The sequence below is a fragment of the Microbacterium sp. 22179 genome, from assembly GCF_052045715.1.
Classification (GTDB): Bacteria; Actinomycetota; Actinomycetes; order Actinomycetales; family Microbacteriaceae; genus Microbacterium; species Microbacterium galbinum.
Genome location: NZ_JBQEPJ010000001.1, coordinates 920,089 through 940,969, shown reverse-complemented (window position 1 = coordinate 940,969; position 20,881 = coordinate 920,089). Strand labels below are relative to the sequence as shown.

The 20,881-nt window shown below is 69.0% G+C and carries 22 protein-coding genes and 1 tRNA gene; 12 read left to right on the top strand and 11 right to left on the bottom strand.

Annotation, left to right across the window (positions count from 1 at the left end):
- Positions 1–5 precede the first annotated feature (5 nt).
- Positions 6–2,006, bottom strand: a complete 2,001-nt coding sequence (locus ACTJKK_RS04630; protein ID WP_440747140.1) for a DUF262 domain-containing protein — start codon at positions 2,004–2,006, stop codon at positions 6–8.
- 175 nt (positions 2,007–2,181) lie between these two features.
- On the opposite strand from ACTJKK_RS04630, the gene ACTJKK_RS04625 reads away from it, so the two are divergent.
- Together ACTJKK_RS04625 and ACTJKK_RS04620 are read left to right on the top strand one after the other, a co-directional pair.
- A complete protein-coding gene (locus ACTJKK_RS04625) occupies positions 2,182–2,955 on the top strand; it encodes a hypothetical protein (protein ID WP_247622282.1) in 774 nt (257 codons plus the stop codon).
- 183 nt (positions 2,956–3,138) lie between these two features.
- A complete protein-coding gene (locus ACTJKK_RS04620; protein WP_247622283.1) occupies positions 3,139–3,642 on the top strand; it encodes a DUF3145 domain-containing protein in 504 nt (167 codons plus the stop codon).
- A gap of 173 nt (positions 3,643–3,815) precedes the next feature.
- Here the strand turns inward: ACTJKK_RS04620 and yczR are convergent, their stop codons facing one another.
- On the bottom strand, positions 3,816–5,219 hold the full coding sequence (gene yczR / locus ACTJKK_RS04615) for a MocR-like transcription factor YczR (RefSeq protein WP_440747139.1): 1,404 nt from the start codon (positions 5,217–5,219) through the stop codon (positions 3,816–3,818).
- A 72-nt stretch (positions 5,220–5,291) separates the two neighbouring features.
- Between yczR and yczE the strand changes: the two genes are divergently transcribed.
- Positions 5,292–5,990: a membrane protein YczE gene (yczE, locus tag ACTJKK_RS04610; RefSeq protein WP_440747138.1), complete on the top strand. Its 699-nt coding sequence runs from the start codon at positions 5,292–5,294 to the stop codon at positions 5,988–5,990.
- A 65-nt stretch (positions 5,991–6,055) separates the two neighbouring features.
- Here yczE and ACTJKK_RS04605 read toward each other — a convergent pair whose 3' ends face one another.
- From ACTJKK_RS04605 to aceE, 6 genes are all read right to left on the bottom strand, one after another.
- Positions 6,056–7,300: a beta-ketoacyl-[acyl-carrier-protein] synthase family protein gene (locus ACTJKK_RS04605; protein WP_247956291.1), complete on the bottom strand. Its 1,245-nt coding sequence runs from the start codon at positions 7,298–7,300 to the stop codon at positions 6,056–6,058.
- 94 nt (positions 7,301–7,394) lie between these two features.
- Positions 7,395–7,643 carry an acyl carrier protein gene (locus ACTJKK_RS04600; RefSeq protein ID WP_017202249.1) on the bottom strand — a complete coding sequence of 83 codons (249 nt, stop codon included), beginning with the start codon at positions 7,641–7,643 and terminating at the stop codon, positions 7,395–7,397.
- A gap of 68 nt (positions 7,644–7,711) precedes the next feature.
- Entirely contained in the window at positions 7,712–8,713 is a 1,002-nt protein-coding gene (locus tag ACTJKK_RS04595; protein WP_247632084.1) for a beta-ketoacyl-ACP synthase III, read from the bottom strand.
- On the bottom strand, positions 8,710–9,630 hold the full coding sequence (locus ACTJKK_RS04590; RefSeq protein WP_440747137.1) for an ACP S-malonyltransferase: 921 nt from the start codon (positions 9,628–9,630) through the stop codon (positions 8,710–8,712). The genes ACTJKK_RS04595 and ACTJKK_RS04590 overlap by 4 nt, the downstream gene beginning before the upstream one ends.
- 100 nt (positions 9,631–9,730) lie before the next feature.
- Complete coding sequence (locus ACTJKK_RS04585) at positions 9,731–10,927, bottom strand: PucR family transcriptional regulator (protein WP_440747204.1); 1,197 nt, start codon at positions 10,925–10,927, stop codon at positions 9,731–9,733.
- Between the two features lie 31 nt (positions 10,928–10,958).
- Positions 10,959–13,685 (bottom strand): pyruvate dehydrogenase (acetyl-transferring), homodimeric type, encoded by a 2,727-nt coding sequence (gene aceE, locus ACTJKK_RS04580; protein ID WP_247632086.1) that lies wholly within the window; start codon positions 13,683–13,685, stop codon positions 10,959–10,961.
- 152 nt (positions 13,686–13,837) lie between these two features.
- Here aceE and ACTJKK_RS04575 point away from each other — a divergent pair.
- Positions 13,838–13,913: transfer RNA gene (locus ACTJKK_RS04575), tRNA-Val, on the top strand.
- Here ACTJKK_RS04575 and ACTJKK_RS04570 read toward each other — a convergent pair.
- From ACTJKK_RS04570 to ACTJKK_RS04560, 3 genes are read right to left on the bottom strand one after another with little or no spacing between them, the layout of a single operon-like run.
- Positions 13,870–14,199: a DUF6510 family protein gene (locus tag ACTJKK_RS04570; protein WP_372491950.1), complete on the bottom strand. Its 330-nt coding sequence runs from the start codon at positions 14,197–14,199 to the stop codon at positions 13,870–13,872. The two genes, ACTJKK_RS04575 and ACTJKK_RS04570, sit on opposite strands and share 44 nt — an antisense overlap.
- The gene (locus ACTJKK_RS04565; protein WP_440747136.1) at positions 14,199–14,924 is read right to left on the bottom strand and encodes an FAD-binding oxidoreductase; all 726 of its coding nucleotides are present in this window, start codon (positions 14,922–14,924) and stop codon (positions 14,199–14,201) included. The genes ACTJKK_RS04570 and ACTJKK_RS04565 overlap by 1 nt, the downstream gene beginning before the upstream one ends.
- On the bottom strand, positions 14,921–15,514 hold the full coding sequence (locus ACTJKK_RS04560; protein WP_247632088.1) for a molybdopterin-dependent oxidoreductase: 594 nt from the start codon (positions 15,512–15,514) through the stop codon (positions 14,921–14,923). The genes ACTJKK_RS04565 and ACTJKK_RS04560 overlap by 4 nt, the downstream gene beginning before the upstream one ends.
- Before the next feature lie 195 nt (positions 15,515–15,709).
- Here ACTJKK_RS04560 and ACTJKK_RS04555 point away from each other — a divergent pair, with 195 nt between their 5' ends.
- From ACTJKK_RS04555 to fliE, 8 genes are all read left to right on the top strand, one after another.
- Entirely contained in the window at positions 15,710–16,567 is an 858-nt protein-coding gene (locus ACTJKK_RS04555) for a sigma-70 family RNA polymerase sigma factor (RefSeq protein WP_440747135.1), read from the top strand.
- 106 nt (positions 16,568–16,673) lie between these two features.
- Positions 16,674–17,537, top strand: a complete 864-nt coding sequence (locus ACTJKK_RS04550) for a flagellin N-terminal helical domain-containing protein (protein WP_247632090.1) — start codon at positions 16,674–16,676, stop codon at positions 17,535–17,537.
- A 101-nt stretch (positions 17,538–17,638) separates the two neighbouring features.
- Positions 17,639–19,000 carry a flagellar filament capping protein FliD gene (gene fliD / locus ACTJKK_RS04545; RefSeq protein WP_440747134.1) on the top strand — a complete coding sequence of 454 codons (1,362 nt, stop codon included), beginning with the start codon at positions 17,639–17,641 and terminating at the stop codon, positions 18,998–19,000.
- Positions 19,001–19,020: 20 nt separating this feature from the next.
- A complete protein-coding gene (fliS, locus tag ACTJKK_RS04540; protein ID WP_400438487.1) occupies positions 19,021–19,434 on the top strand; it encodes a flagellar export chaperone FliS in 414 nt (137 codons plus the stop codon).
- A gap of 5 nt (positions 19,435–19,439) precedes the next feature.
- Positions 19,440–19,715 carry a hypothetical protein gene (locus tag ACTJKK_RS04535; RefSeq protein ID WP_247622300.1) on the top strand — a complete coding sequence of 92 codons (276 nt, stop codon included), beginning with the start codon at positions 19,440–19,442 and terminating at the stop codon, positions 19,713–19,715.
- Between the two features lie 109 nt (positions 19,716–19,824).
- Positions 19,825–20,172 carry a flagellar basal body rod protein FlgB gene (locus ACTJKK_RS04530; protein WP_247622301.1) on the top strand — a complete coding sequence of 116 codons (348 nt, stop codon included), beginning with the start codon at positions 19,825–19,827 and terminating at the stop codon, positions 20,170–20,172.
- Positions 20,169–20,561 carry a flagellar basal body rod protein FlgC gene (locus ACTJKK_RS04525; protein ID WP_247622302.1) on the top strand — a complete coding sequence of 131 codons (393 nt, stop codon included), beginning with the start codon at positions 20,169–20,171 and terminating at the stop codon, positions 20,559–20,561. The genes ACTJKK_RS04530 and ACTJKK_RS04525 overlap by 4 nt, the downstream gene beginning before the upstream one ends.
- Positions 20,561–20,881 (top strand): flagellar hook-basal body complex protein FliE, encoded by a 321-nt coding sequence (fliE, locus tag ACTJKK_RS04520; RefSeq protein ID WP_372491548.1) that lies wholly within the window; start codon positions 20,561–20,563, stop codon positions 20,879–20,881. Before ACTJKK_RS04525 ends, fliE begins: the two co-directional genes overlap by 1 nt.

Genomic DNA, 20,881 nt, shown 5'->3' with positions numbered 1-20,881 from the left:
CGGCGCTACATCACGTTGCCGATGTAGGAGTACTTGACGAACACCTCGGCGGCGATGCCGGCCTCCTCGAGCACCCCCTGCACGGCGCTCATCATGTAGTTCGAGTCCCAGCCCATGTAGAGGTGGTGGCCGTCGGTGAGTTCGTCCCACTGCCCCTTCCAGGCCATGCCGTCGTAGATGGGGCCGCCGTGCGCTGCCGAGTACGACAGGGCCGCGGCACGGGTGTCGGTCCAGGCGCGACGCAGGACGCGGTTGAAGAGATGCTTGACGTCGTACACCTCCCACCGCTCGCCGCGGTACTCGACGTAGTCGAACTCGCGCTCCCAACCGGCGGGCCAGCCGCGACGGCGGACGGCGTCGAGGATCGGGGTCAGTCCGTCGTCGTCGATCTCGGGCAGGGCCGGTCGCGCCCAGACCTGCAGCAGCTCGGCGGTGAGGCGCACGGTGCGGGCCGTGATCGCCGCGGTGTTCCACTGGTCGATGGCGTTCAGGTCGCGAGTCGCGGCGACGCTGCTCCGCGCGTAGGCATCCGCGCGCTTGACCGGGAACGAGGCGCCGAAGACGCTCTCGGTGAGGTGCTGTTCCAGCAGCGTCAGGTTGCCCAGCGTGGGGGCGAGCGCGCGGTGGCTGTTCTGCTCGTCCTCGCTGTACTCGCTCCACGTGCGCGCCCCGTCACCCGACCACGCGTCGCCGGGGACGGTGGGCACGATGTGCTCGACGTCGAATTCGAGGGGATCCTCGACGCCTTCGAGACGGCCGAGCACGTAGGCGGCGTAGGGGAGCTCGCTGTACTTCAGCACCGCGCTGACCCGCTCGTCGGAGGGGGTGATGCGTGCGAATGCGCGAGCCAGCGCCTCCCGCCCCTGCGAGCGGGCGCGGCAGAGCCGGGCGACCAGGCGCTCGTTGGGCAGGTTCACGAGGGTGCGGCGCAGGTAGAGCGCCTGGATCCATTCGAGCGTCTCGATCAGTTCGTCGCGCTCGATGACCCCGCGGGAGTGGTCGCTGTAGGCGCTGAGCACGAGCGGGTAGGCCGCGCGACCGAAGGTGTTCACGAAGCGCAGCTGTCGGGCGATCTCCGGATCGCTCTCGAGCGAGGGGTCGAGGAGGATGCCGTAGATCTCGGCGTAGTGGCGCCAGACCTCGGCATCCGCCTGCAGCCGCTCCGCATCGACCCGGGGGAACGAGTGGCGGAAGGCGCTGTAGACGCCGTGCTCCCCGTTCGCCGCCAGTTCGCGCCCGGTCGTCATCACGAGGTAGTGCCGCCAGAAGGCGCCGATCGTCTCACCCGTGTGGCGTTCGATCGGCAGCCAGAAGCGGGCCTCCACATCGAGCTGCTCGGCGTGGGTGAGCCCCATCAGGATGTAGTTGTGGATGAGCTCGTGGTCGCGCAAGGGTTCACCCGTCGAGTTCAGGCTCTCGAAGATCTGCTGCGCGTTCGCCTGCGCGCCGAGCGTGATCGACACGTGCTCGAGTCGCTGCAGCCCTCGCCAGATGCGTGCGACCTCGTCGGCGTGCACCTGACTCCGGAAGAACGCGTAGTTGTCGTCGAAGCGGGATTCCCGGTCGGCGTCGTCGCGCCGATCGAGCACGACCGATTCGTACAGCCCTGCCCAGGCGTCGTGCGGGCGCAGCTTGGTGCGGGACGGATCGTCGGCACGCACGAGAACCCTCTCGAGCTCGGCGGCGAGCTGCGGGTCGGTGCCCCGCACGCTGTGGTGCAGAGCGGCGATGAGGAGGGTGAGCGTCGTGATGCGCTGCTGCCCGTCGATGAGGATCAGGTCGTCGTCGGTCGCGCCGTCCTGCGCGGAGAGGATCGAGCCGATGAAGTGACGGTGGGATTCGTCGGCGTCCGCCACGGAGCGGATGTCGGAGAGCAGTCTCTCGCACCCGCCGATGTCCCACCGGTACTGCCGCTGGTATACGGGGACGACGATGGTGGTCGACCCCGCCGCGAGCCACTCGATCGTGTTGACTGCTGTCGCCTCGACGTTGGTGGCGGTGCTCATACTGGTGTCTCGTCCTCCCGTAGCGCGCGATGTCGAGGGTGAACCCGGCACCGTTTTCAGTCTATTCGGTTATTCACGGCCGCCTCCGAAGCGCACGCACGGCTCGCTGTTAGGCTTGCCTTATCAGGGCCTGTTAAAACGTGCTGGCCCCCGATGAAAGGAACATGACTCGATCATGGGATACATCAAGTCCAAAGCGCTGGAGGAGAAGGGCTTCGTCGTCCTCGACAGCTACAACCAGGAACTCGACCCCAAAGAGTGGCTGGACATCGAGTACAACGACTGGAAGTCCTCGGGCGACACGCGATTCGCGCCGCTCGCCAGCGCCTTCGGAGACATCGAGTGCAACGGCTTCTGGAACCACAAGCCGCCGCGCACCGACAAGGACGGCGTCTGGATCGATTCGCAGACCGCCAAGGCCCCGAACCTAACGCGCCGCGCGCAGGAGCCCGGTGCCAACGTCGGGCGCTGCCGGGTCATCGAACTGCAGCCGACCCCGTACGGCGACTGCCTCTACAACCTGCACCAGGATGACAACAACCGTCTGAACCCGGACGGCACGGGCTGGGTCGTGCGCGGCTTCTTCAACCTCACCGACGACAAGGACAGCTACTTCGTCCTGCGCGAGAACCGCACCGACCCGAGCATCGAGTACCGCATCGCGCTTCCGGCCGGCGCGCAGCTCATCGTCGACACGCAGCGCCTGTGGCACGCCGCGACGCACAACGGTACCGAGCCGCGTTACTGCCTCATCACCTCGTGGACGTCGGGTCCCGAGCTCGACGCGTACATCGAGAAGTACCACGGCACCGATGACGTTCCCAACGTCGAGGTTCCGCAGGAGGTGCTCGAGCACGGCTACGCCGAGCAGGCCCGCAAGGATGCCGCGCGCGCCGCGTACTACGCCGCCAAGGGCCAGCAGGTCAAGCAGGCGATGAGCGAGGCCTGATCCTCTGCACCTCGGAGACCCGTCTCCACGAAAGGCCCCGGTCGTCGCGACCGGGGCCTTTCCCGTGGAATCACATGCTTGTGATTTCCAGGATCGTGGGCGAGAATGGGCGCATAACCGCATATCGTCGCTGATTTCAGTTCAGGTCGTTGGGGAAGACGCACCTGATGAAACGGAGAGATCATGGCGACGGCTTACGCACGCGGAGTGGTGTACATCCACTCGGCGCCTCGCGCGCTCTGCCCGCACCTCGAGTGGGCGGTGGGTCGCGCTATCGGGCGTGCGGTGAACTTCGACTGGGCCGACCAGCCCGTGCTCGACGGCGCGCGCCGCGCCGAGTTCTACTGGGATGGCCCGGTGGGCACCGGCGCCGCTCTCGCGACCGCGATCCGCGGGTGGGAGCACCTGCGTTTCGAGGTGACCGAGGATCCGACTCCCCGCAGCGACGGTGGACGCTGGCTGCACACCCCGGACCTCGGCATCCATTACGCCCAGACGGATGCCGCCGGCAACATCGTCATCGGCGAGGATCGCATCCGGTACGCGATGGAGATCGCCGCCGGCAGCGCGCTCGAGCTGCAACGCGAGCTCGACGTCGCTCTCGGCTCCGCGTGGGACGACGAGCTCGAGCCGTTCCGGCACGCGAGCGACGACGCCCGTGTGGTGTGGCTGCACAAGGTCGGCTGACGTGCCGCCGACCCACAGACCTGGAGCGCGGGAGGCGTGAGTATCGGATGCCGGTGATTCGTCCCGGACGCTGAGAAGACGTCCCCCGCTCCATAGACGAAGACCCCGCCCCTGTTCGCAGCGGCGGGGTCTTCGTCGTCGGAGGTGCCGACGTCGGAGAGCCGGCGGCCCGGTCAGATCACCGCGGCGTGGCGGAGGTCGTCGCCGCGGGAGGCCGCCCCGCCCTGCACATGCGCCCAGGACTCGGCGATGCGCGTCATCGCCTCGGCCGTCCGCTCCGGGGGCAGCGTGATGGGGATGCGCAGTCGGCGCTCCAGCACGCCTCCGGTGGTGAACCGCGGCCCGGGCGGCAGGATGAGCTGCCGCTCGCGCGCCGCGAGCGACAGCGCCGTCGAGACCGGAACTTCGAGATCGACCCACGCCGAGAGGCCGCCGGGTGTCGACGGCATCCGGATGCCGGGAAGCGCGGCGAGCCCCGCCTCGACCGCCGCGCGTCCCGCCCGCAAGCGCGTGCGCACGTGTGCGGTGAGGGCCGGCATGTCGCCGAGCAGCTCGACGGCGATGCACTGCTCGAGCAGGGCCGTGCCGAGCTCGAACGAGGGGCGCACCGCGAGGAGTCGAGTGATGAGGGACCGTTCGGCGCGGATCCAGCCGATGCGCATGCCGCCCCAGGCGATCTTCGACATCGAGCCGACGGTCACGACGCGGGGGTCGTAGGCCGCCATCGGTGTGGGCGCCCACCCGCGGTCGATGTCGAGTTCCGTGGTCGTCTCGTCGACGATCAGCGTGGTCCCGGCGCTGCGCGCGGTGGCGACCAGGCGCGAGCGCTCGTCATCGGGGAGCGTCGCGCCCGTCGGGTTGTGGAAGTCGGGGATCAGATAGGCGAGATGCGGGCGCACGCTCAGAAGCGTTTCGGCGAGGTGCCGCGCGTCCCAGCCCTCGACGTCGACGGGGGTGGGGACCAGGCGGTAGCCGTGACGATGAAGCGCCTCGAGCGCGTGCGGAAACGTCGGTTGCTCGACGAGGACGCGCTCTCCGCGTCGTCCGACCGTCGCGAGCACCAGGTTGAGGGCGTTCAGAGCCCCCGAGGTGATCATGATCTCGTCGGCCGATGTCTCGACGCCGCGCTCGGAGAAGCGAGCGGCGACGGCCTCGCGGAGCTCGGGGAGGCCGCGCAACGAATAGCCGCTCGTGCCCCGCATCGCGGCGAGGCGCGGGAGGGAGCGCACGGTGGCGTCGTACAGGCCGGGGGTGGAGTCCATCGAGGCGATCGACAGGTCGATGGCCGAGTCGTCGTCGGTCGGGATGGTCACGATATCGGCGTGCGGGAGGGTGATGCGGGTGCTCCCGCCGTGCAGCCGGGCGACATAGCCCTCTGCCTCGAGGAGCCCGTACGCGCGGGTGATCGTCGACCGGGAGCGGCGCAACTCCAGCGCGAGCGCACGCTCGCTCGGAAGCCGCTCGCCGACGGTCAGGCGACCGTCGAGCACGAGCGCGCGGATCTGGTCGGCGAGGGCGGAGGCCGTGGCGCCGGCGGCGTTCTGCGCTCCGAGCTGTTCGACGAGTCGTGATCCCATGCCTCCAGCATGGCGCAGAAGTGGACTGATTTCTGCAGGCCACTTCTGGGGGAGTGGACTCGGATTCGGAGCGTGACCGGCATCCACCATGGAGAGATGCACCTGCGCGCCGTCTTCCTGCCCGTCACCGCCACGAGTCGGCGCGACCTCGTCGAGCGCCTCGGGCAGCTCGTGCTCGGTCTCTTCCTCTACGGCGTGGCGCTCGGGTTCATGGTGCGGGGCGGGATCGGCGTCGCTCCCTGGGATGTCCTCGCACTCGGCGTCTCGGGGAGTTCGGGCATCGGCTACGGCACCGTGACCGTGCTCGTCTCGATCGTCGTGCTGCTGCTGTGGATCCCCCTGCGGCAGCGAGTCGGCCTCGGCACGCTGCTGAACGCACTGATGGTCGGCCCCGCCGCCGACCTCACGCTGCTCGTGCTGCCCGCTCCGCCGACCGTCTGGATCGGAGCGCCGATGTTCATCTTCGGTCTGCTGCTGCTCGCCTTCGCGACCGGACTCTACATCGCTGCCGACTTCGGCCCGGGACCGCGCGACGGACTCATGACCGGACTCGTGCGCCGCACCGGCTGGAAGGTGTGGATCGTGCGGACGCTGATCGAGGGGAGCGTCCTGCTGGTCGGGTTCGTGCTCGGTGGGCCGGTCGGCGTGGGCACCGTGCTCTTCGCCTTCGGCGTCGGTCCGCTGATCGGCTGGTTCCTGCCGCGGATCACCCGGATGCGCGTGGCGCGGTCCCAGCGGCTCGCCCCGCCCGCGGCGTCCGTGCCGAGCTGAACGCGCCCTCGACACACGACGACGGCCCCCGGAGTATCTCCGGGGGCCGTCGTCGTGTGCGGGACTCAGTCGTTGTCGGCCGCTGCGAACACCGCAACGGCGTTGTGACCGCCGAAGCCGAAGGAGTTGCTGATCGCGTACTGCGGGCCGTCACCCAGTGGCGTCGGCTCGCCGGAGAGGCGGAACGGCACAGCGGGGTCGGGCTCGGTCATGTTGATGGTGGGCGGGGCGACGCGGTCGCGCAGCGCGAGCAGCGCGAAGATCGCCTCGAGTGCGCCGGTGCCGCCGAGCAGGTGACCGGTCGACGCCTTGGTCGCCGACACGGGGATCTCGTCGATGCGGTCGCCGAAGACCTTCTTGAGCGCGACGTACTCGTTCGGGTCTCCGACCGGGGTCGACGTCGCGTGCGCGTTGATGTGCGTGACCTGATCGGCGGTGATGCCCGCCTCCTCGAGCGCCTGGGTGACGGCGCGCGCCGCTCCCGTGCCCTCGGGGTCGTTGCCGGTGATGTGGTAGGCGTCGGCCGTCACGCCGCCGCCGAGCACGTAGCCGTAGATCTTCGCACCACGGGCCTTCGCGTGCTCCTCGGTCTCGAGGATGAGCGCTGCCGCACCCTCGCCCATGACGAAGCCGTCACGGTCGATCGCGCCGGGACGGGAAGCGGTCGCGGGGTCGTCGTTGCGACGCGACAGGGCCTGTGCCGAGGCGAAGGAGGCCATCGTGATCGGGTGGATCGCCGATTCGGTGCCACCGGCGATGACGACGTCGGCCAGTCCCTCCTGCAGGTGGTGGAACGCGTGGATGATCGACTCGGTGCTCGAGGCGCAGGCGCTCACGACGGTCTGCGCGTAGGCGCGGGCGCCGAACTGGAGCGAGAGGTTGCCGGCCGCGGCGTTGGGCATGAGCATCGGGACGGTGAGCGGCATGACGCGGCGGGGTCCCTTCTCACGCAGGGTGTCCCATGCGTCGAGAAGGGTCCAGAGGCCGCCGATGCCGGTGGCGAAGTCGATGCCGAGGCGCTCGGGGGCGACCTCGGGGGAGCCCGCGTCGGCCCAGGCCTCACGGGCGGCGATCAGGGCGAACTGGGAAGAAGGGTCGAGACGCTTGGCCTCATGGCGCGGGAGGACTTCCTCGGGCCGCACGATCGCCTCGGCGGCGAAGGTGACGGGCAGCTCGTACTGGGCGACCCAGTCGTGCTCGAGTGCGCGGGTGCCGGAGGCGCCTGCGAGGAGGTTGGTCCAGTTCTCCGGAGCTGTCCCGCCGATGGCGGACGTGGCGCCGATGCCGGTGACGACGATGCGCTTGGTCATGGTGTGGTTCCTTGTCGGACGGGATTCAGAGCAGGGTGGGGGCAGGACGGAGGATGCCACGCCCCGACGGTGCGGGGGTGGCATCCCTCGTGGATTACTCCTGGCCCGCGACGATGAAGTTGACGGCGTCGCCGACGGTCTTCAGGTTCTTGACCTCGTCGTCGGGGATGGTGACGCCGAACTTCTCCTCGGCGTTGACGACGATCGTCATCATCGAGATCGAGTCGATGTCGAGGTCGTCGGTGAACGACTTCTCGAGAGCGACCTCGGAGGCGTTGATGCCGGTCTCGTCGGTGATGAGCTCTGCGAGGCCGGCGAGGACCTCATCGTTGGTGAAAGCCATGTGGTCTTCCTCTTTCTTACGGGTTGTTTTCGGAACCGTGGAACAGTCTAGGGAAAGTCGGGCCCCGGTCAGGGGAGCACGACGACCTGAGCCGCGAACACGAGGCCCGCGCCGAAGCCGATCTGCAGGGCGAGTCCGCCCGAGAGCTCGGGGTGCTCGGCCATCAGACGGTGGCTGGCCAGCGGGATCGATGCAGCCGAGGTGTTTCCCGTCGTCTCGATGTCGCGGGCGATCACCGTGGTCTCCGGGAGCTTCAACTGCTTGGCGAATTCGTCGATGATCCGCATGTTCGCCTGGTGGGGGATGAAGGCAGCGATGTCTGATGCCTCGACGCCGGCGCGGTCCAGCGCCTCGCGGGCGACCTTCGCCATCTCCCAGACCGCCCAGCGGAACACCGTCTGACCTTCCTGGCGGAGGGTCGGCCACGGCACCTCGCCGTCGCGGAACTGCGTCAGGGTGCCGTTCATGCCCACGGCATCCGCCTTCGAGCCGTCGGAACCCCACACTGCCGGAGCGATGCCGGGGGTGTCGCTCGGGCCGATCACGGCGGCGCCGGCGCCGTCACCGAGCAGGAACGAGATGCTCCGATCGGCGGGATCGACGATGTCGGACAGCTTCTCGGCGCCGATCACCAGCGCGTAGCGGGCGGCACCCGCCTTGATGAGGGCATCGGCCTGGGCCACGGCGTAGGCGTATCCTGCGCAGGCGGCGTTGATGTCGTAGGCCGCTGCGGGGTTCGCGCCCACGCGGTCGGCGACGATCGCCGAGACCGACGGGGACTGCTTCGGGTTGCTGATGGTCGCGACGATGACGAGGTCGATCTGGTCGGCCGGGATCCCGGCCTTCTCGATCGCCTCGGCGCCGGCTTCGGACGCGAGGTCGATCGCGTCGGTGCCCTTGTCGGCGCGCGCACGCGTGATGATGCCGGTGCGCTGGCGGATCCACTCGTCGCTCGAGTCGATCGGACCGATCAGGTCGTCATTGGGCACGGCGTTCTCGCCGCGCGCGGCACCGTACGAGTAGATGCGGGTGAAAGCGGGGCCCGTGGCCTGCGTCAGGGTGGCGCTCATGCGGCTTCTCCGTTCAGCAGCGCGACGGCCGCATCGAGGTCTTCGGGGGTCTTGACGGCGACGCTCGGAACGCCGCGCAGACCGCGCTTGGCGAGTCCGGCCAGCGCACCGGCGGGAGCGAGCTCGATCAGGCCGGTGATGCCCTGATCGGCGAACGACGCCATGCAGAGGTCCCAGCGCACGGGCGACGAGACCTGGTCGACCAGGTAGTCGAGAGCCTGCGCGCCGCGGGTGACGACCGATCCGTCACGGTTCGTCCAGAGGGTCAGCGTCGGGTCGGCGGGGGTGACCTCGGCGACGGCGTCCCGCAGCACGGCCACGGCGGGAGCCATGAAGGTGGTGTGGAAGGCACCGGCCACCTGCAGCGGGATCACCCGAGTGCCCTTGACCGGTTCTGCGGCGAGGGCCTCGAGCGCGGGGAGCTCGCCCGCGACGACGATCTGGCCGCCGCCGTTGTAGTTCGCAGGCGACAGACCGAGGTCATCGAGTCGGGCGAGGACGGCCGCCTCATCGCCACCGAGGACCGCGCTCATGCCCGTGGGGGTCTGCGCCGCGGCATCCGCCATCGCCCGTCCGCGGATGCCGACCAGGCGCATGCCCGTCTCGGCATCGATCACGTCGCTGCCCACCAGGGCGGCGATCTCGCCGACCGAGTGGCCGGCGATGCCGTCGGCCCGGCGCCCGGCGCGGGCGTTCAGGGCGTCGGCCGCGATGAGCGATGCGGCCACGATCAGCGGCTGCGCGATGCGCGTGTCGCGGATGGTGTCGGCATCCGATTCTGTGCCGTGGAGGCGGAGATCGACCTCTGCTGCGTCGGAGTACGACGCGAGGCGCTCGGCCACCCCGTCGAGCTCGAGCCAAGGGGCGAGGAAACCGGGGGTCTGCGAGCCCTGACCAGGGCATACGACGACAATCACATCCCCAGTCTGCCAATGATCGGAGGCAAGCGGTGGATGATTCATCACAAGATTCCGAAGAACGCTTGTGTGTGGCGCACAGTGCCGCGGGAAACGCGGGTCAGCGCGGCACCCGACGCTGCGACGGGCGGCGTCGGGACTGGTCGGCGGCGCCGATCGAACCGAGGATCAGCGACGTCTGCAGGATCAATGCCTCGCGCGGGCCGGTGGCATCCCAGCCGATGACCTCGCTGACGCGCTTGAGTCGGTAGCGCACGGTGTTCGGATGCACGAAGAGCTCGCGGGCCGTCGCCTCGAGCGAGCGGCCGTTGTCGAGATAGCTCCAGAGCGTCGTGACCAGGTCGGTCGAATGCGCCTGCAGCGGGCGGTAGATCCGCTCGATGAGCGTCTGCTTGGCCAGCGGATCACCGGCGAGTGCCCGCTCCGGAAGCAGATCGTCGGCCTCGACCGGACGCGGGGCGCTGCGCCAGGCGCGGGCGACCGCGAAACCGGCGAGTGCTGCGCGGGCGCTCTGGCTGGCGTCGACGAGCGCGACGACGGCGGGACCGAGCACGACGTAGCCCGGGCCGAACGAGGGCTCCAGTCGAGACGCGATCTCGAGGAACGTGAGCTCGTCGTCGTCGGTCTCCTGCTCCTCGTCACGGGCGCGGCCGAGCACGAGGACGAGTCGTGACCCCTGCACGCCGATCAGTACGTCGACCGCCAGCTTGCGGGCGGTGCGTCGCACCTGGTCGACGTCGAACTGCGGGGGAGTCGTGCCCACGAGCACGGCGACCTCACCGTGACCGTGCCACCCGAGAGCGGCGATCCGGCTGGGGAGCTCCTCGTCGGCCTCGCCCGTGAGGATCGAGTCGACCACGAGCGCCTCGAGTCGGGCATCCCAGAGTCCCCGGGCCTCCGCCGCGCGAGCGTAGACGTCGGCGGCCGCGAAGGCGACATCGCGCGAGTAGAGCAGGATCGCCTCGCGGATGTTCTCACCCTTGCCGGCGACGCGCTCCTCGGTGACCTCGACGGTCACGCGGATCAGCTGCAGGGTCTGCTGCAGACTCACGCTGCGCAGCAGCTCCCGCGGGGCGGCGGCGAAGATGTCGGCCGCGATCCACGGCGTCGAGGTGGGGTCGTCGTACCACTGGATGAACGACGTGATGCCCGCCTGGGCCACCAGCCCGACCGCAGAGCGGCGGGCTGGCGGCATGTCGGCGTACCAGGGCAGCGTGTCTTCCAGGCGCTTGATCGTCACCGAGGCGATGTCACCGGAGATCCGGCGCAGCCAGGCGAGGGTCGCGGCCTTGTCCATGCCGGCGGGAGACGAACCTGTCACCGATGACTCAGCTTTCGCCACCCGCGTTGCCGCTGGTGCCGGCGTTGACATCGTGAAGGCTGTACTTCGCGATGGCCTGCGCGGCCAGCGAGCGGTCGACCACGCCGTCCTCGGCGAGCGACTGCAGCGTGCGCACCACGATCGACGGGCCATCGATCTTGAAGAAGCGTCGTGCCGCGGCGCGGGTGTCGGAGAAACCGAAGCCATCGGCGCCGAGCGTCGCGAAACGCTGCGGGACCCACGGGCGGATCTGGTCCTGGACGGCGTGCATGAAGTCGCTCACCGCGATGACCGGACCCTCGGCGCCCTGCAGCTTCTGGGTGAGGTAGGCCGTGCGGGGCTCCTCCTCCGGGTGCAGGAAGTTGTGCTCGTCGGCGGCGAGGCCGTCGCGGCGCAGCTCGGTCCAGGAGGTGACCGACCAGACATCGGCGATCACGCCCCAGTCGTTCTTCAGCAGTTCCTGCGCTTCGAGGGCCCAGGGGAGTCCGACGCCCGAGGCGAAGAGCTGGGCGCGGTGGCCCTCGCCCTCGCCGACCGAGATGCGGTGGATGCCGCGCACGATGCCGTCGACGTCCACGTTCTCGGGCTCGGCGGGCATCACGATGGGCTCGTTGTAGAGCGTGATGTAGTACATCACGTTCGGGTCCTCGTGCTCGCCGCCGTACATGCGCTCGATACCCGACCGTACGATGTGCGCGATCTCGTAGCCGTACGCGGGGTCGTACGAGATCGTCGCGGGGTTGGTCGCGGCCAACAGGTGCGAGTGCCCGTCGGCGTGCTGCAGGCCCTCACCCGTCAGGGTGGTGCGACCGGCGGTGGCGCCCATGATGAAACCGCGCGCCATCTGGTCGCCCGCCGCCCACTGGGCGTCGCCCGTGCGCTGGAAGCCGAACATCGAGTAGAAGAGGTAGATCGGGATCAACGGTTCGCCGTGCGTGGCGTACGACGTGCCGGCAGCGGTGAACGCCGCGAGGGCGCCCGCCTCGTTGATGCCGACGTGCACGATCTGGCCCTGCGGGCTCTCCTTGTAAGCGAGGAGGAGCTCGCGGTCGACCGAGGTGTAGTGCTGGCCGTTCGGGTTGTAGATCTTCGCCGTCGGGAAGTACGCGTCCATACCGAAGGTGCGCGCCTCGTCGGGGATGATCGGCACGATGCGGTGGCCGAAGTCCTTCGAGCGCAGCAGGTCCTTCAGCAGTCGGACGAACGCCATGGTCGTGGCGATCTCCTGCGTGCCGGAGCCCTTCTTCGGGAGTGCGTAGGCGGTGTCGTCGGGCAGCGAGAGACCGACGTGCGTCGAACGACGCTCGGGCAGGAAGCCGCCGAGGTTGTTGCGACGCTCGAGCATGTACTGGATGGTCTCGTCCTGGGGGCCCGGGTTGTAGTACGGGGGCAGGTACGGGTTCTCTTCGAGCTGCGCGTCCGTGATCGGGATGTGCATGGCGTCGCGGAACGTCTTGAGGTTGTCCAGCGTCATCTTCTTCATCTGGTGGGTCGCGTTGCGGCCCTCGAAGTGCGGACCGAGGCCGTAGCCCTTGACGGTCTTCGCGAGGATGACGGTGGGCTTGCCCTTGTGCTCGGTCGCGGCCTTGAACGCGGCGTAGACCTTGCGGTAGTCGTGGCCACCGCGCTTGAGGTTCCAGATGTCGTCGTCGGAGTAGTTCTCGACGAGGGCGGCGGCGCGCTCGTCGCGACCGAAGAAGTGCTCGCGGATGTATCCGCCGGACTCGGCCTTGAACGTCTGGAAGTCGCCGTCGGGCGTGACGTTCATGAGGTTGAGCAGCGCCCCCTCGGTGTCGCGGGCGAGGAGGTCGTCCCACTCACGGCCCCAGACCACCTTGATGACGTTCCAGCCGGCGCCGCGGAAGAACGACTCGAGCTCCTGCACGATCTTGCCGTTGCCGCGCACCGGGCCGTCGAGGCGCTGGAGGTTGCAGTTGACGACGAAGGTCAGATTGTCGAGTCCCTCGTTGGCCGCGACCTGGAGCTGTCCGCGGCTCTCGACCTCGTCCATCTCGCCGTCGCCGAGGAAGGCCCAGACGTGCGACTGCGAGGTGTCCTTGATGCCGCGGTTCTCGAGGTACTTGTTCGACATCGCCTGGTAGATCGCGTTGATCGGGCCGAGGCCCATCGACACGGTCGGGAACTGCCAGTACTCCGGCATCAGGCGCGGGTGCGGGTAGGAGGGCAGGCCGTGCGGGGCGTGCGACTTCTCCTGGCGGAAGCCGTCGAGCTGGTCCTCGCTCAGTCGGCCCTCGAGGAAGGAGCGGGCGTAGGTGCCGGGCGAGGCGTGGCCCTGGATGAAGATCTGGTCGGCGCCGCCGGGGTTGTCGGCACCCTTGAAGAAGTGGTTGAAGCCCACCTCGTAGAGCGCGGCCGACGACGCGTAGGTCGAGATGTGCCCGCCGACGCTGATGCCGGGGCGCTGGGCGCGGTGCACCGTGATGGCGGCGTTCCAGCGGATCCACGCGCGGTAGCGGCGCTCCACCTCCTCGTCACCGGGGAACTCGGGCTCGTTCTCGGGTGCGATCGTGTTGATGTAGTCGGTGGTCGGAACCATCGGCACGCCGAGGTGCAGCTCCTTCGAGCGCTTCAGCAGGCTGAGCATGATCTCGCGCCCACGGCCGTGGCCCTTGGCATCGACGAGCTCATCGAGCGACTGCTGCCACTCACCCGTCTCTTCCGGGTCGCTGTCGAGAGAGTCCTGAGAGTACGGATCCTGGTCGTGGACGGTCACGGGGAGCCTTTCGTCAAGCTGGCAGGTCATGCCAAGGAAACGGGAAGCGACGCGGGCAGCCTTGTCGGCTGTGCACAACGCGCGCCGTCCTCAGCCTAGCCCTCTTCCACCATGCGGGTGCGCATCCGCATACGGATACACTGGACGCACCAGGGCCTTTAGCTCAGCTGGTAGAGCGCCACGTTTACACCGTGGATGTCGTCGGTTCGATCCCGGCAGGGCCCACCACTTCGCCGTCCACCCATTCGATGGTCGTCAGACCGTCGATGCGGAGCGTCCTCCGCCCCTCGCTGCGCAGGTACGTCAGCAGTGTGCGGCGGCATCCGCGGCAGAGCAGGATGACGCAGGCGCCGTCGATCTCGGCGACGGCATCCGCGATCACGGCCGCTCGCGCGCAGTGCCCGCAGGTGGCGCGCGCGCCGGTCATGTCCCTGCCGAAGATCTCGAGCAGATACCCGCCGGCGGCGTTCCCGTCGACGCGCCGGACGGGCCGGGGTTCGGGAGTGTGTTCCATCAGGCTCCTCCGAAGCGCTCGGTGCGGATGCGGTCGGGGGCGTGCCCCGCCGCGACGAGGAGATCGGCGACGGCCTCGACGAAACCGGTCGGGCCGCACACGTAGACCGTCGGTTCGAGCGATGAGGCGAACGTCGAGGCGACGATGGTCGCGGCATCCACCCGACCGGCGGGACGTGCGAAGCCGGGCGGAGCGACGCGCGAATAGGCCCAGTCGATGACGAGGCCGTTGCCGGCGAGGCGGTCGATGTCGTCGAGGTAGAAGGCGTCCGACGCCGAGCGCACGGCGTACAGCAGCCGCATGGGCGCGCTGCTGCCGGAGCGCTCGTGCGCACGGGCGATGGCGATGAGGGGAACGATGCCCGATCCGCCGGCGATCAGCTGAACGGGCTCGGGGCGATCGGGGGTCCAGACGAAGTAGCCGCCGATCGGTCCGCGGATCTCCAACTGATCGCCGGGCCGCACGTCTTCGACCAGGTAGGGGGAGACCTCGCCGTCGGGAACCTCGTCGACCGCGAGTTCGAGAACCTCTCCGGGACCGGAGGAGGCGAGCGAGTAGGACCGCACGGCCTGGTAGCCGTCCTCGGCCGTGAGGCGCACGTCCACGTGCTGCCCGGCGAGATTGCCCGGCCAGCCGTCGACCTGCAGTCCGAGGATGCGCCCGTGGCTTCCGGCGCTGCGTGTCGTGACGACGGTCGCCGGGCGCCACAGCGGTGCGGTCGTCACCAGTACCGTTCCTCCTTCCAGGGGTCGCCGTGCATGTTGTAGCCGTTCTGCTCCCAGAATCCCGGTGCGTCGTGCTCGCGCAGATTCAGCCCGTGCACCCACTTCGCCGACTTCCAGAAGTAGAGGTGCGGAACGAGCAGGCGTGCGGGTCCACCGTGTTCGGGGGCGAGGGGCTCGCCGTCGAACTCCAGCGCGATCCACGCGCGCCCTCCGACGAGGTCGTCGCGGGAGAGGTTGGTCGTGTACCCGCCGTAGGAGAAGACCTCGGCGAATGCCGCATCGTCGCCGACTGCGTCGAGGAGGCGTTCGACCGCGACCCCGCGCCACTGCGTGCCGAGCTTGGACCAGCGGGTCACGCAGTGGATGTCGGTGGTGATCGTCTCGATCGGGAGCGCGTGCAACTCCTCCCACGTCCAGGTGTGCCGAATCCCGTCGCGACCGACGACGACGAATTCCCAGGACTCGGTCGGGATCCGGGGCGTCGGTCCGGCCGAGAGCACGGGGAAGTCGCCGGTCAGATACTGACCGGGAGGGAGCCGCTCGTCGGACTCTCGTCTGCGCGCTCCGAATCCGCGGGAGATCACACTCATGCTCGCCTGCCTTCGCTCGTGTGGGGTCATTCAAGCGGATGGGCGACGGCCGCGCTACGACATCTGTCGAACGTCCGCGCATCTCCACGAGTGGCGAAGTCGATCCGACACTCCTGCGAAATCAATTATTTACTTGTCTACGTGTAAAACCTGCTAGCTTCACACGTAAATCAGTTGATAACTCAAGGAGCCACGTTGCTGCAGGATTCTGCTTCCTCTGCTGTCTCCGGATCGCGCGCGACGGCCCCGGCCACCGCCGAGCGGCTCGCGCGCGACAACATGGCGTTGGCGACGTTCCTCGCGCTGGAGAAGGCCCGCACGGCGGAGCACGTCGACCTCGACGACCTCATGTCGGCCGCTCGCCTCGGACTCGCCCGCGCGGCGATGACCTACGAACCCGAGCGCGGCATCCCCTTCGGTGCCTTCGCCCGCACGCAGATCACCTGGGCGATGCTCTCGGAGATGCGTCGCGCCGACCCCGCCGGGGAGCGCGGGCGCGACAAGATCGAGCTCATCCGCGCCGCCGGCGACGCCGTGCTCGCTCGCACGGGTCGTGCCGGCACACCCGCCGAGGTCGCGAAGGAAGCGGGCCTCGACATCGCGGCGGTCGCCGAGATGCTGCACCTGGATGCGATGGTGCGCACGGCCACGAGCTTCGAGGAGCATTTCGATCCCGAATCGGGTCGACAGGCGGTCGATCTCACCGACAGCGTCGTGCTCCCCGAGTTCGCCGCGGAGCAGAACGAGACGCGTGACATGGTCGTGCGCGTGCTCGATGCGCTGCCGGACGCGATGCGCCGGGTGATCCGCGGGATCTACCTCGACGATCGCATGGTCAAGGACCTCGCCGACGAGATGGAGGTGAGCCACGCCTACGTGTCGAAGCTGCGCTCGCGCGGTCTCGCTCTCATGCGTGAGGCGATGGAGGCCTGGGAGCAGGGGACCGCCGGCGACCGCACCAGCCCCGCGAAGGCCGAGTTCTTCGGAGCGCTCTTCGGACCGGAGAAGCCCGCGAGCGCGCACCGCAGCGAAGACCTCCTGCCCGCGATCTGACTTTCCCGTCGGTCACCGGTTACGGACCGCGCGAGGTGTCGCGAATGTGGGATGTGCAGGTCCACGGATGGACCCGCTTCCAGTCCCATAACCACGGAGGATACTCATGGGTCTTCAGATCGCAACCAACGTCAGCGCGCTCAACTCGTACCGCAACCTGTCGAGCAACCAGAACGACGTCTCGAAGTCGCTCGAGAAGCTCTCGAGCGGCCTGCGCATCAACCGCGCAGCCGATGACGCCGCCGGCCTCGCCATCTCCGAGGGCCTGCGCTCGCAGGTCAACGGCCTGAACGTCGCAGCCCGCAACGCTCAGGACGGCATCTCGGTCATCCAGACCGCAGAAGGCCAGCTCACCGAGGTCCACTCCATCCTGCAGCGCGTGCGCGACCTCGCGGTGCAGGCCGGTAACGACTCGAACAACGCGGACTCGCGCAAGGCGATCACCACCGAGGTGACGCAGCTCGTGGACGAACTCGACCGCATCGCCGAGAGCGCCAACTTCAACGGCATCCAGCTGCTCGACGGCACCGCCGGCGCGGCGGGCAACGGTGTGCTGAGCTTCCAGGTGGGCGCCGACGGTTCCGCTTCGAGCCAGATCACCGTGAACCTCGGCACGGCGAACATCGCCACGCTGGCGGCAGACCTGCGCGACGACATCCTCACCACTGCGGATGGCTTCGCCAACCCGACCGCCGCCGCCGCGACGATCGACACGGTCGACGCCGCGATCAAGAGCGTCTCGTCGGCCCGCGCCGACCTCGGTGCGGTGCAGAACCGCTTCGAGTCGACGATCAACTCGCTGCAGGTCTCGGCCGAGAACCTCTCGGCGGCCAAGAGCCGCATCGCCGACACCGACATGGCGGCCGAGATGGTCAAGTACACGGCTGCGAACATCCTGCAGCAGGCGGGCACCGCGATGCTCGCGCAGGCGAACCAGTCCGGCCAGGGCGTTCTCCAGCTGCTCCGTTGAGCCGCCGCGCCTGAGGCGCACCGGGCGCCCGGGCGGGGGACACTCCGCTCGGGCGCCTTCCCCTAAGACCTGCGACACGCCCCGAGGGAAGGCATCCGAGGATGAAACTGGACGGATTGGTCTCCGGACTGAAGACCGGCGAGCTCATCGACGCGCTCATGGACGTGTCGGCGATCCCGAAGAAGCTGATCACCACCAAGATCACCGACCGCACCTCGATCATCACGAACCTGCAGTCGTTGAACACCTCGCTGCAGGCGCTGGTCGAGAAGGCCAAGACCGCTGCGTCCGCCACCTCGCTGGCCGCCTTCACCGCCACGTCGTCGTCCGAGAGCGTCACCGTGAACGCGGGGCCGAAGGCGAGCGCCTTCTCGACGAGCGTCGTCGTCGACGCCGTCGCCACCGCGCACTCGGTCGTCACCGCGGCTGCGGGCGCGGATTCCTGGGGAGGAGCGTTCACGCTGGTGGCCGCCGACGGCACCCGCACCGAGATCGCGCCCGCCGGTGCATCGCCCCACGATCTCGCCAAAGCCATCAACGCCGCGAAGGCGGGGGTGACGGCGACCGTCGTGCCCGCCGGGACGGATGCCGACGGCGCCCCGCTCTCGCGCATCCAACTGAACGCCGCAGAGACCGGTGCCGAGAACACCTTCACGCTGCACCGCGGCAACGGCGACGATCTCGACGCGGGCACCGCGATCGACCTCGGCACGGAGCCGGGAGCCGCCGTGCTGACGGCCGGTGCCGACGCCCGCATCCGCCTCTTCGCGGGGACCTCGGCCGAGCAGGTGTTGACGAGCGCGAGCAACACGATCACCGTCGGCGACGACGTCACCGTCACGGTCACGAAGCCCAGCGCCGACCCGGTCACGGTCACCGTCGCCCTCGATGCGAAGGCGCAGACGGCCACGGCCGAGGCGTTCATCAAGGAGATCGCCGGTCTCCTCACCCGCATCGACAACGGTTCGAAGGCCACGGTCGGCGCGGTGGGGGAGAAGACCACCCTCGGCGTGTTCACCGGCGACAGCACCGTGCGCAACCTCCGCACAGCCCTGGCCAACGCCGTGCAGCACCCGATCGACGGGGTCTCGCCCTCGAGCATCGGCATCTCGATCAACGAGAAGGGCGTGCTCTCGTTCGACGCCGAGAAGTTCGCCCAGGCACTCGCCGACGATCCCGAGAAGACCCAGGAGCTGTTCTCGGGCGTCGCCGGTCGCCTCGAGGGCGTGGCCGACACCTACTCCGACAAGTACGACGGCCTGCTCACGCAGCGCATCACCGGGCAGGAGTCCGAGGTCAAGACCCTCAAGACGCAGGTCGAGCGGTGGGACGTCCGTCTCGAACAGCGTCGGGCGACCCTGGAGCGCACGTACTCGCAGCTCGAGGTGCAGCTGTCGAAGCTCGAATCCCAGTCGTCGTGGCTCACCGGGCAGCTCGCCGCCCTCACCGCCACCAAGTCCTGATCGCCGAGGAGAGACAAGCGATGCCCCTGACATCCCTGGAACGCGCCAAGCAGCAGTACCTCGAGCAGCAGGTCGCCTCGGCCTCGCCCGAGCGTCTGCTCACCCTGCTGTACGACCGCCTGCTCGTCGACATCGATCGAGCCGGCGCCGCGCAGGATGCCGAGGACTGGGCGGCCGCGGGCACCCACCTCACTCACGCCCAGCAGATCGTCGCCGAGCTGAGCGGGTCGCTCACCGACGCCTGGGACGGCGCGGCCGACCTGCGCGCGGTGTACACCTACGTCACCGGTCGCCTGATCACCGCGAACATCGGCCGCGATCGGCTGGCCACGGCGGAGTGCCGCGAACTCGTCGCGCCGCTCCGCGAAGCGTGGCACCAGGCCGCAGCGGTGACCTCGGCCGCGGCTCCCGCCCCGGCATCCGCGCTGGGCTGAGTCGCATGACCGACAACCTCGCGTCGTGGCTGGCCGTGCTCGATACCTTCGAGCGGGCGCTCGATGCCGCCGACGACCAGCTCGACCCGACCTTCGAGCCGCCTCCCGGACCCGTGCCCGAAGAGCTGCGCGAACGCGCGGAGGCGGTGCTGGCGCGTCAGCAGATGATGATCCGCGGTCTCACCGCCTCGCGGGCGAACGTGGCGCGTGAACTCGCCGCGCTCCGTCGGGTGCCGACGGGGTCGCCCGACGCTCCCGCGTACCTCGACGTCGAAGGATGAGCGGCGGCGGTTACGCCGAGACCGCACTGTCGCGATAGTCGGCCACGAGCACGGATCGCTCGACGCAGGCCACGGATCGGCTTCTCCACCACACATCCGGGGTGCCGCCGTGCTCGAATCCGTAACCTCCTCCGCGCTGATCAGCGCGCTCGACGGTCTGGCGCTGCGCCAGCGTTCCATCGCCGAGAACATCGCGAACGTCAACACGCCCGGCTACCAGGCGAAGCGGGTGCAGTTCGAGGACGAGCTGCGTCGCGCGGTCGACGGCGGATCGGGGTCGGTCGCCGCGACCGTCGAGCGCTCGCTCGAGCCCACCCGCCTGAACGGCAACAATGTGAACCTCGACACCGAGACGCTGTCGAACATCGACACCGTGCTCCGGTTCCAGTTCGCCAGCCAGGCGATCGGCGGCCAGGCGGCATCGATCACCAAGGCGATCGGCCAGGCATCCGCATGACCTTCGACGCGATCGGCATCGCCGGCACCGGACTGAACGTGCACCGCAAGTGGCTCGATGCGCTCAGCGACAACATCGCGAACGTCAACACCGCCACACCGGCCGGTGAAGAGGCGTTCCGGGAGAAGTTCGTCACGGTGCAGGCGGGTACCGAGAGTCCGGGCGTCTTCGTCGCCGGGGTCGTCGAATCGGAGGCCGAGGCGAAGCTCGTCTACGACCCCGAGCATCCGTATGCGAACGAGGACGGGTACGTCCAGTACCCGAACGTCGAACTCGGCGACCAGATGAGCATGCTGATCCTCGCCCAGCGCGGCTACGAGGCGAACGCCGCCGTCGTCGACCGCGCCAAGACCACCTACGAGGCCGCCCTGCAGATCGGACGCAACTGATGTCGACCCCCATCGACGCGATCTCCGCCACAGGCGTCAGCCCGATGTCGGCCCTCAGCTTCGAATCCGGTGCCGACGGCACCGGATCGTCCGCCTCGGCGGGCGCCTTCGCGACCTCGATGTCCGGCGCGATCGAGAACCTGCAGCAGTTGCAGTCGACCTCGAACGAGCTCGCCGTTCAGGCCGTCACCGGCGACCTGCAGGACATCCATCAGGCCATGATCGCCTCCGCCCGCGCCGGCGTGACGCTCGACCTCGTGGTCGCGATCCGTGACCGCAGCGTCTCGGCGTTCAACGAGATCATGCGGATGCAGGCCTGA

Excerpts from the sequence above, each read along its gene's own strand:
- ACTJKK_RS04525 (WP_247622302.1), top strand. The coding sequence starts at position 20,169 with ATGACCTTCGACGCGATCGGCATCGCCGGCACCGGACTGAACGTGCAC.
- ACTJKK_RS04595 (WP_247632084.1), bottom strand. The coding sequence starts at position 8,713 with ATGAGCGCCACCCTGACGCAGGCCACGGGCCCCGCTTTCACCCGCATC.
- ACTJKK_RS04620 (WP_247622283.1), top strand. The coding sequence starts at position 3,139 with ATGGCGACGGCTTACGCACGCGGAGTGGTGTACATCCACTCGGCGCCT.
- ACTJKK_RS04535 (WP_247622300.1), top strand. The coding sequence starts at position 19,440 with ATGACCGACAACCTCGCGTCGTGGCTGGCCGTGCTCGATACCTTCGAG.
- ACTJKK_RS04605 (WP_247956291.1), bottom strand. The coding sequence starts at position 7,300 with ATGACCAAGCGCATCGTCGTCACCGGCATCGGCGCCACGTCCGCCATC.
- ACTJKK_RS04560 (WP_247632088.1), bottom strand. The coding sequence starts at position 15,514 with ATGAGTGTGATCTCCCGCGGATTCGGAGCGCGCAGACGAGAGTCCGAC.
- fliS (WP_400438487.1), top strand. The coding sequence starts at position 19,021 with ATGCCCCTGACATCCCTGGAACGCGCCAAGCAGCAGTACCTCGAGCAG.
- ACTJKK_RS04600 (WP_017202249.1), bottom strand. The coding sequence starts at position 7,643 with ATGGCTTTCACCAACGATGAGGTCCTCGCCGGCCTCGCAGAGCTCATC.
- fliD (WP_440747134.1), top strand. The coding sequence starts at position 17,639 with ATGAAACTGGACGGATTGGTCTCCGGACTGAAGACCGGCGAGCTCATC.
- ACTJKK_RS04630 (WP_440747140.1), bottom strand. The coding sequence starts at position 2,006 with ATGAGCACCGCCACCAACGTCGAGGCGACAGCAGTCAACACGATCGAG.
- yczR (WP_440747139.1), bottom strand. The coding sequence starts at position 5,219 with ATGGGATCACGACTCGTCGAACAGCTCGGAGCGCAGAACGCCGCCGGC.
- ACTJKK_RS04585 (WP_440747204.1), bottom strand. The coding sequence starts at position 10,927 with ATGGACAAGGCCGCGACCCTCGCCTGGCTGCGCCGGATCTCCGGTGAC.
- fliE (WP_372491548.1), top strand. The coding sequence starts at position 20,561 with ATGTCGACCCCCATCGACGCGATCTCCGCCACAGGCGTCAGCCCGATG.
- ACTJKK_RS04550 (WP_247632090.1), top strand. The coding sequence starts at position 16,674 with ATGGGTCTTCAGATCGCAACCAACGTCAGCGCGCTCAACTCGTACCGC.
- ACTJKK_RS04570 (WP_372491950.1), bottom strand. The coding sequence starts at position 14,199 with ATGGAACACACTCCCGAACCCCGGCCCGTCCGGCGCGTCGACGGGAAC.
- ACTJKK_RS04625 (WP_247622282.1), top strand. The coding sequence starts at position 2,182 with ATGGGATACATCAAGTCCAAAGCGCTGGAGGAGAAGGGCTTCGTCGTC.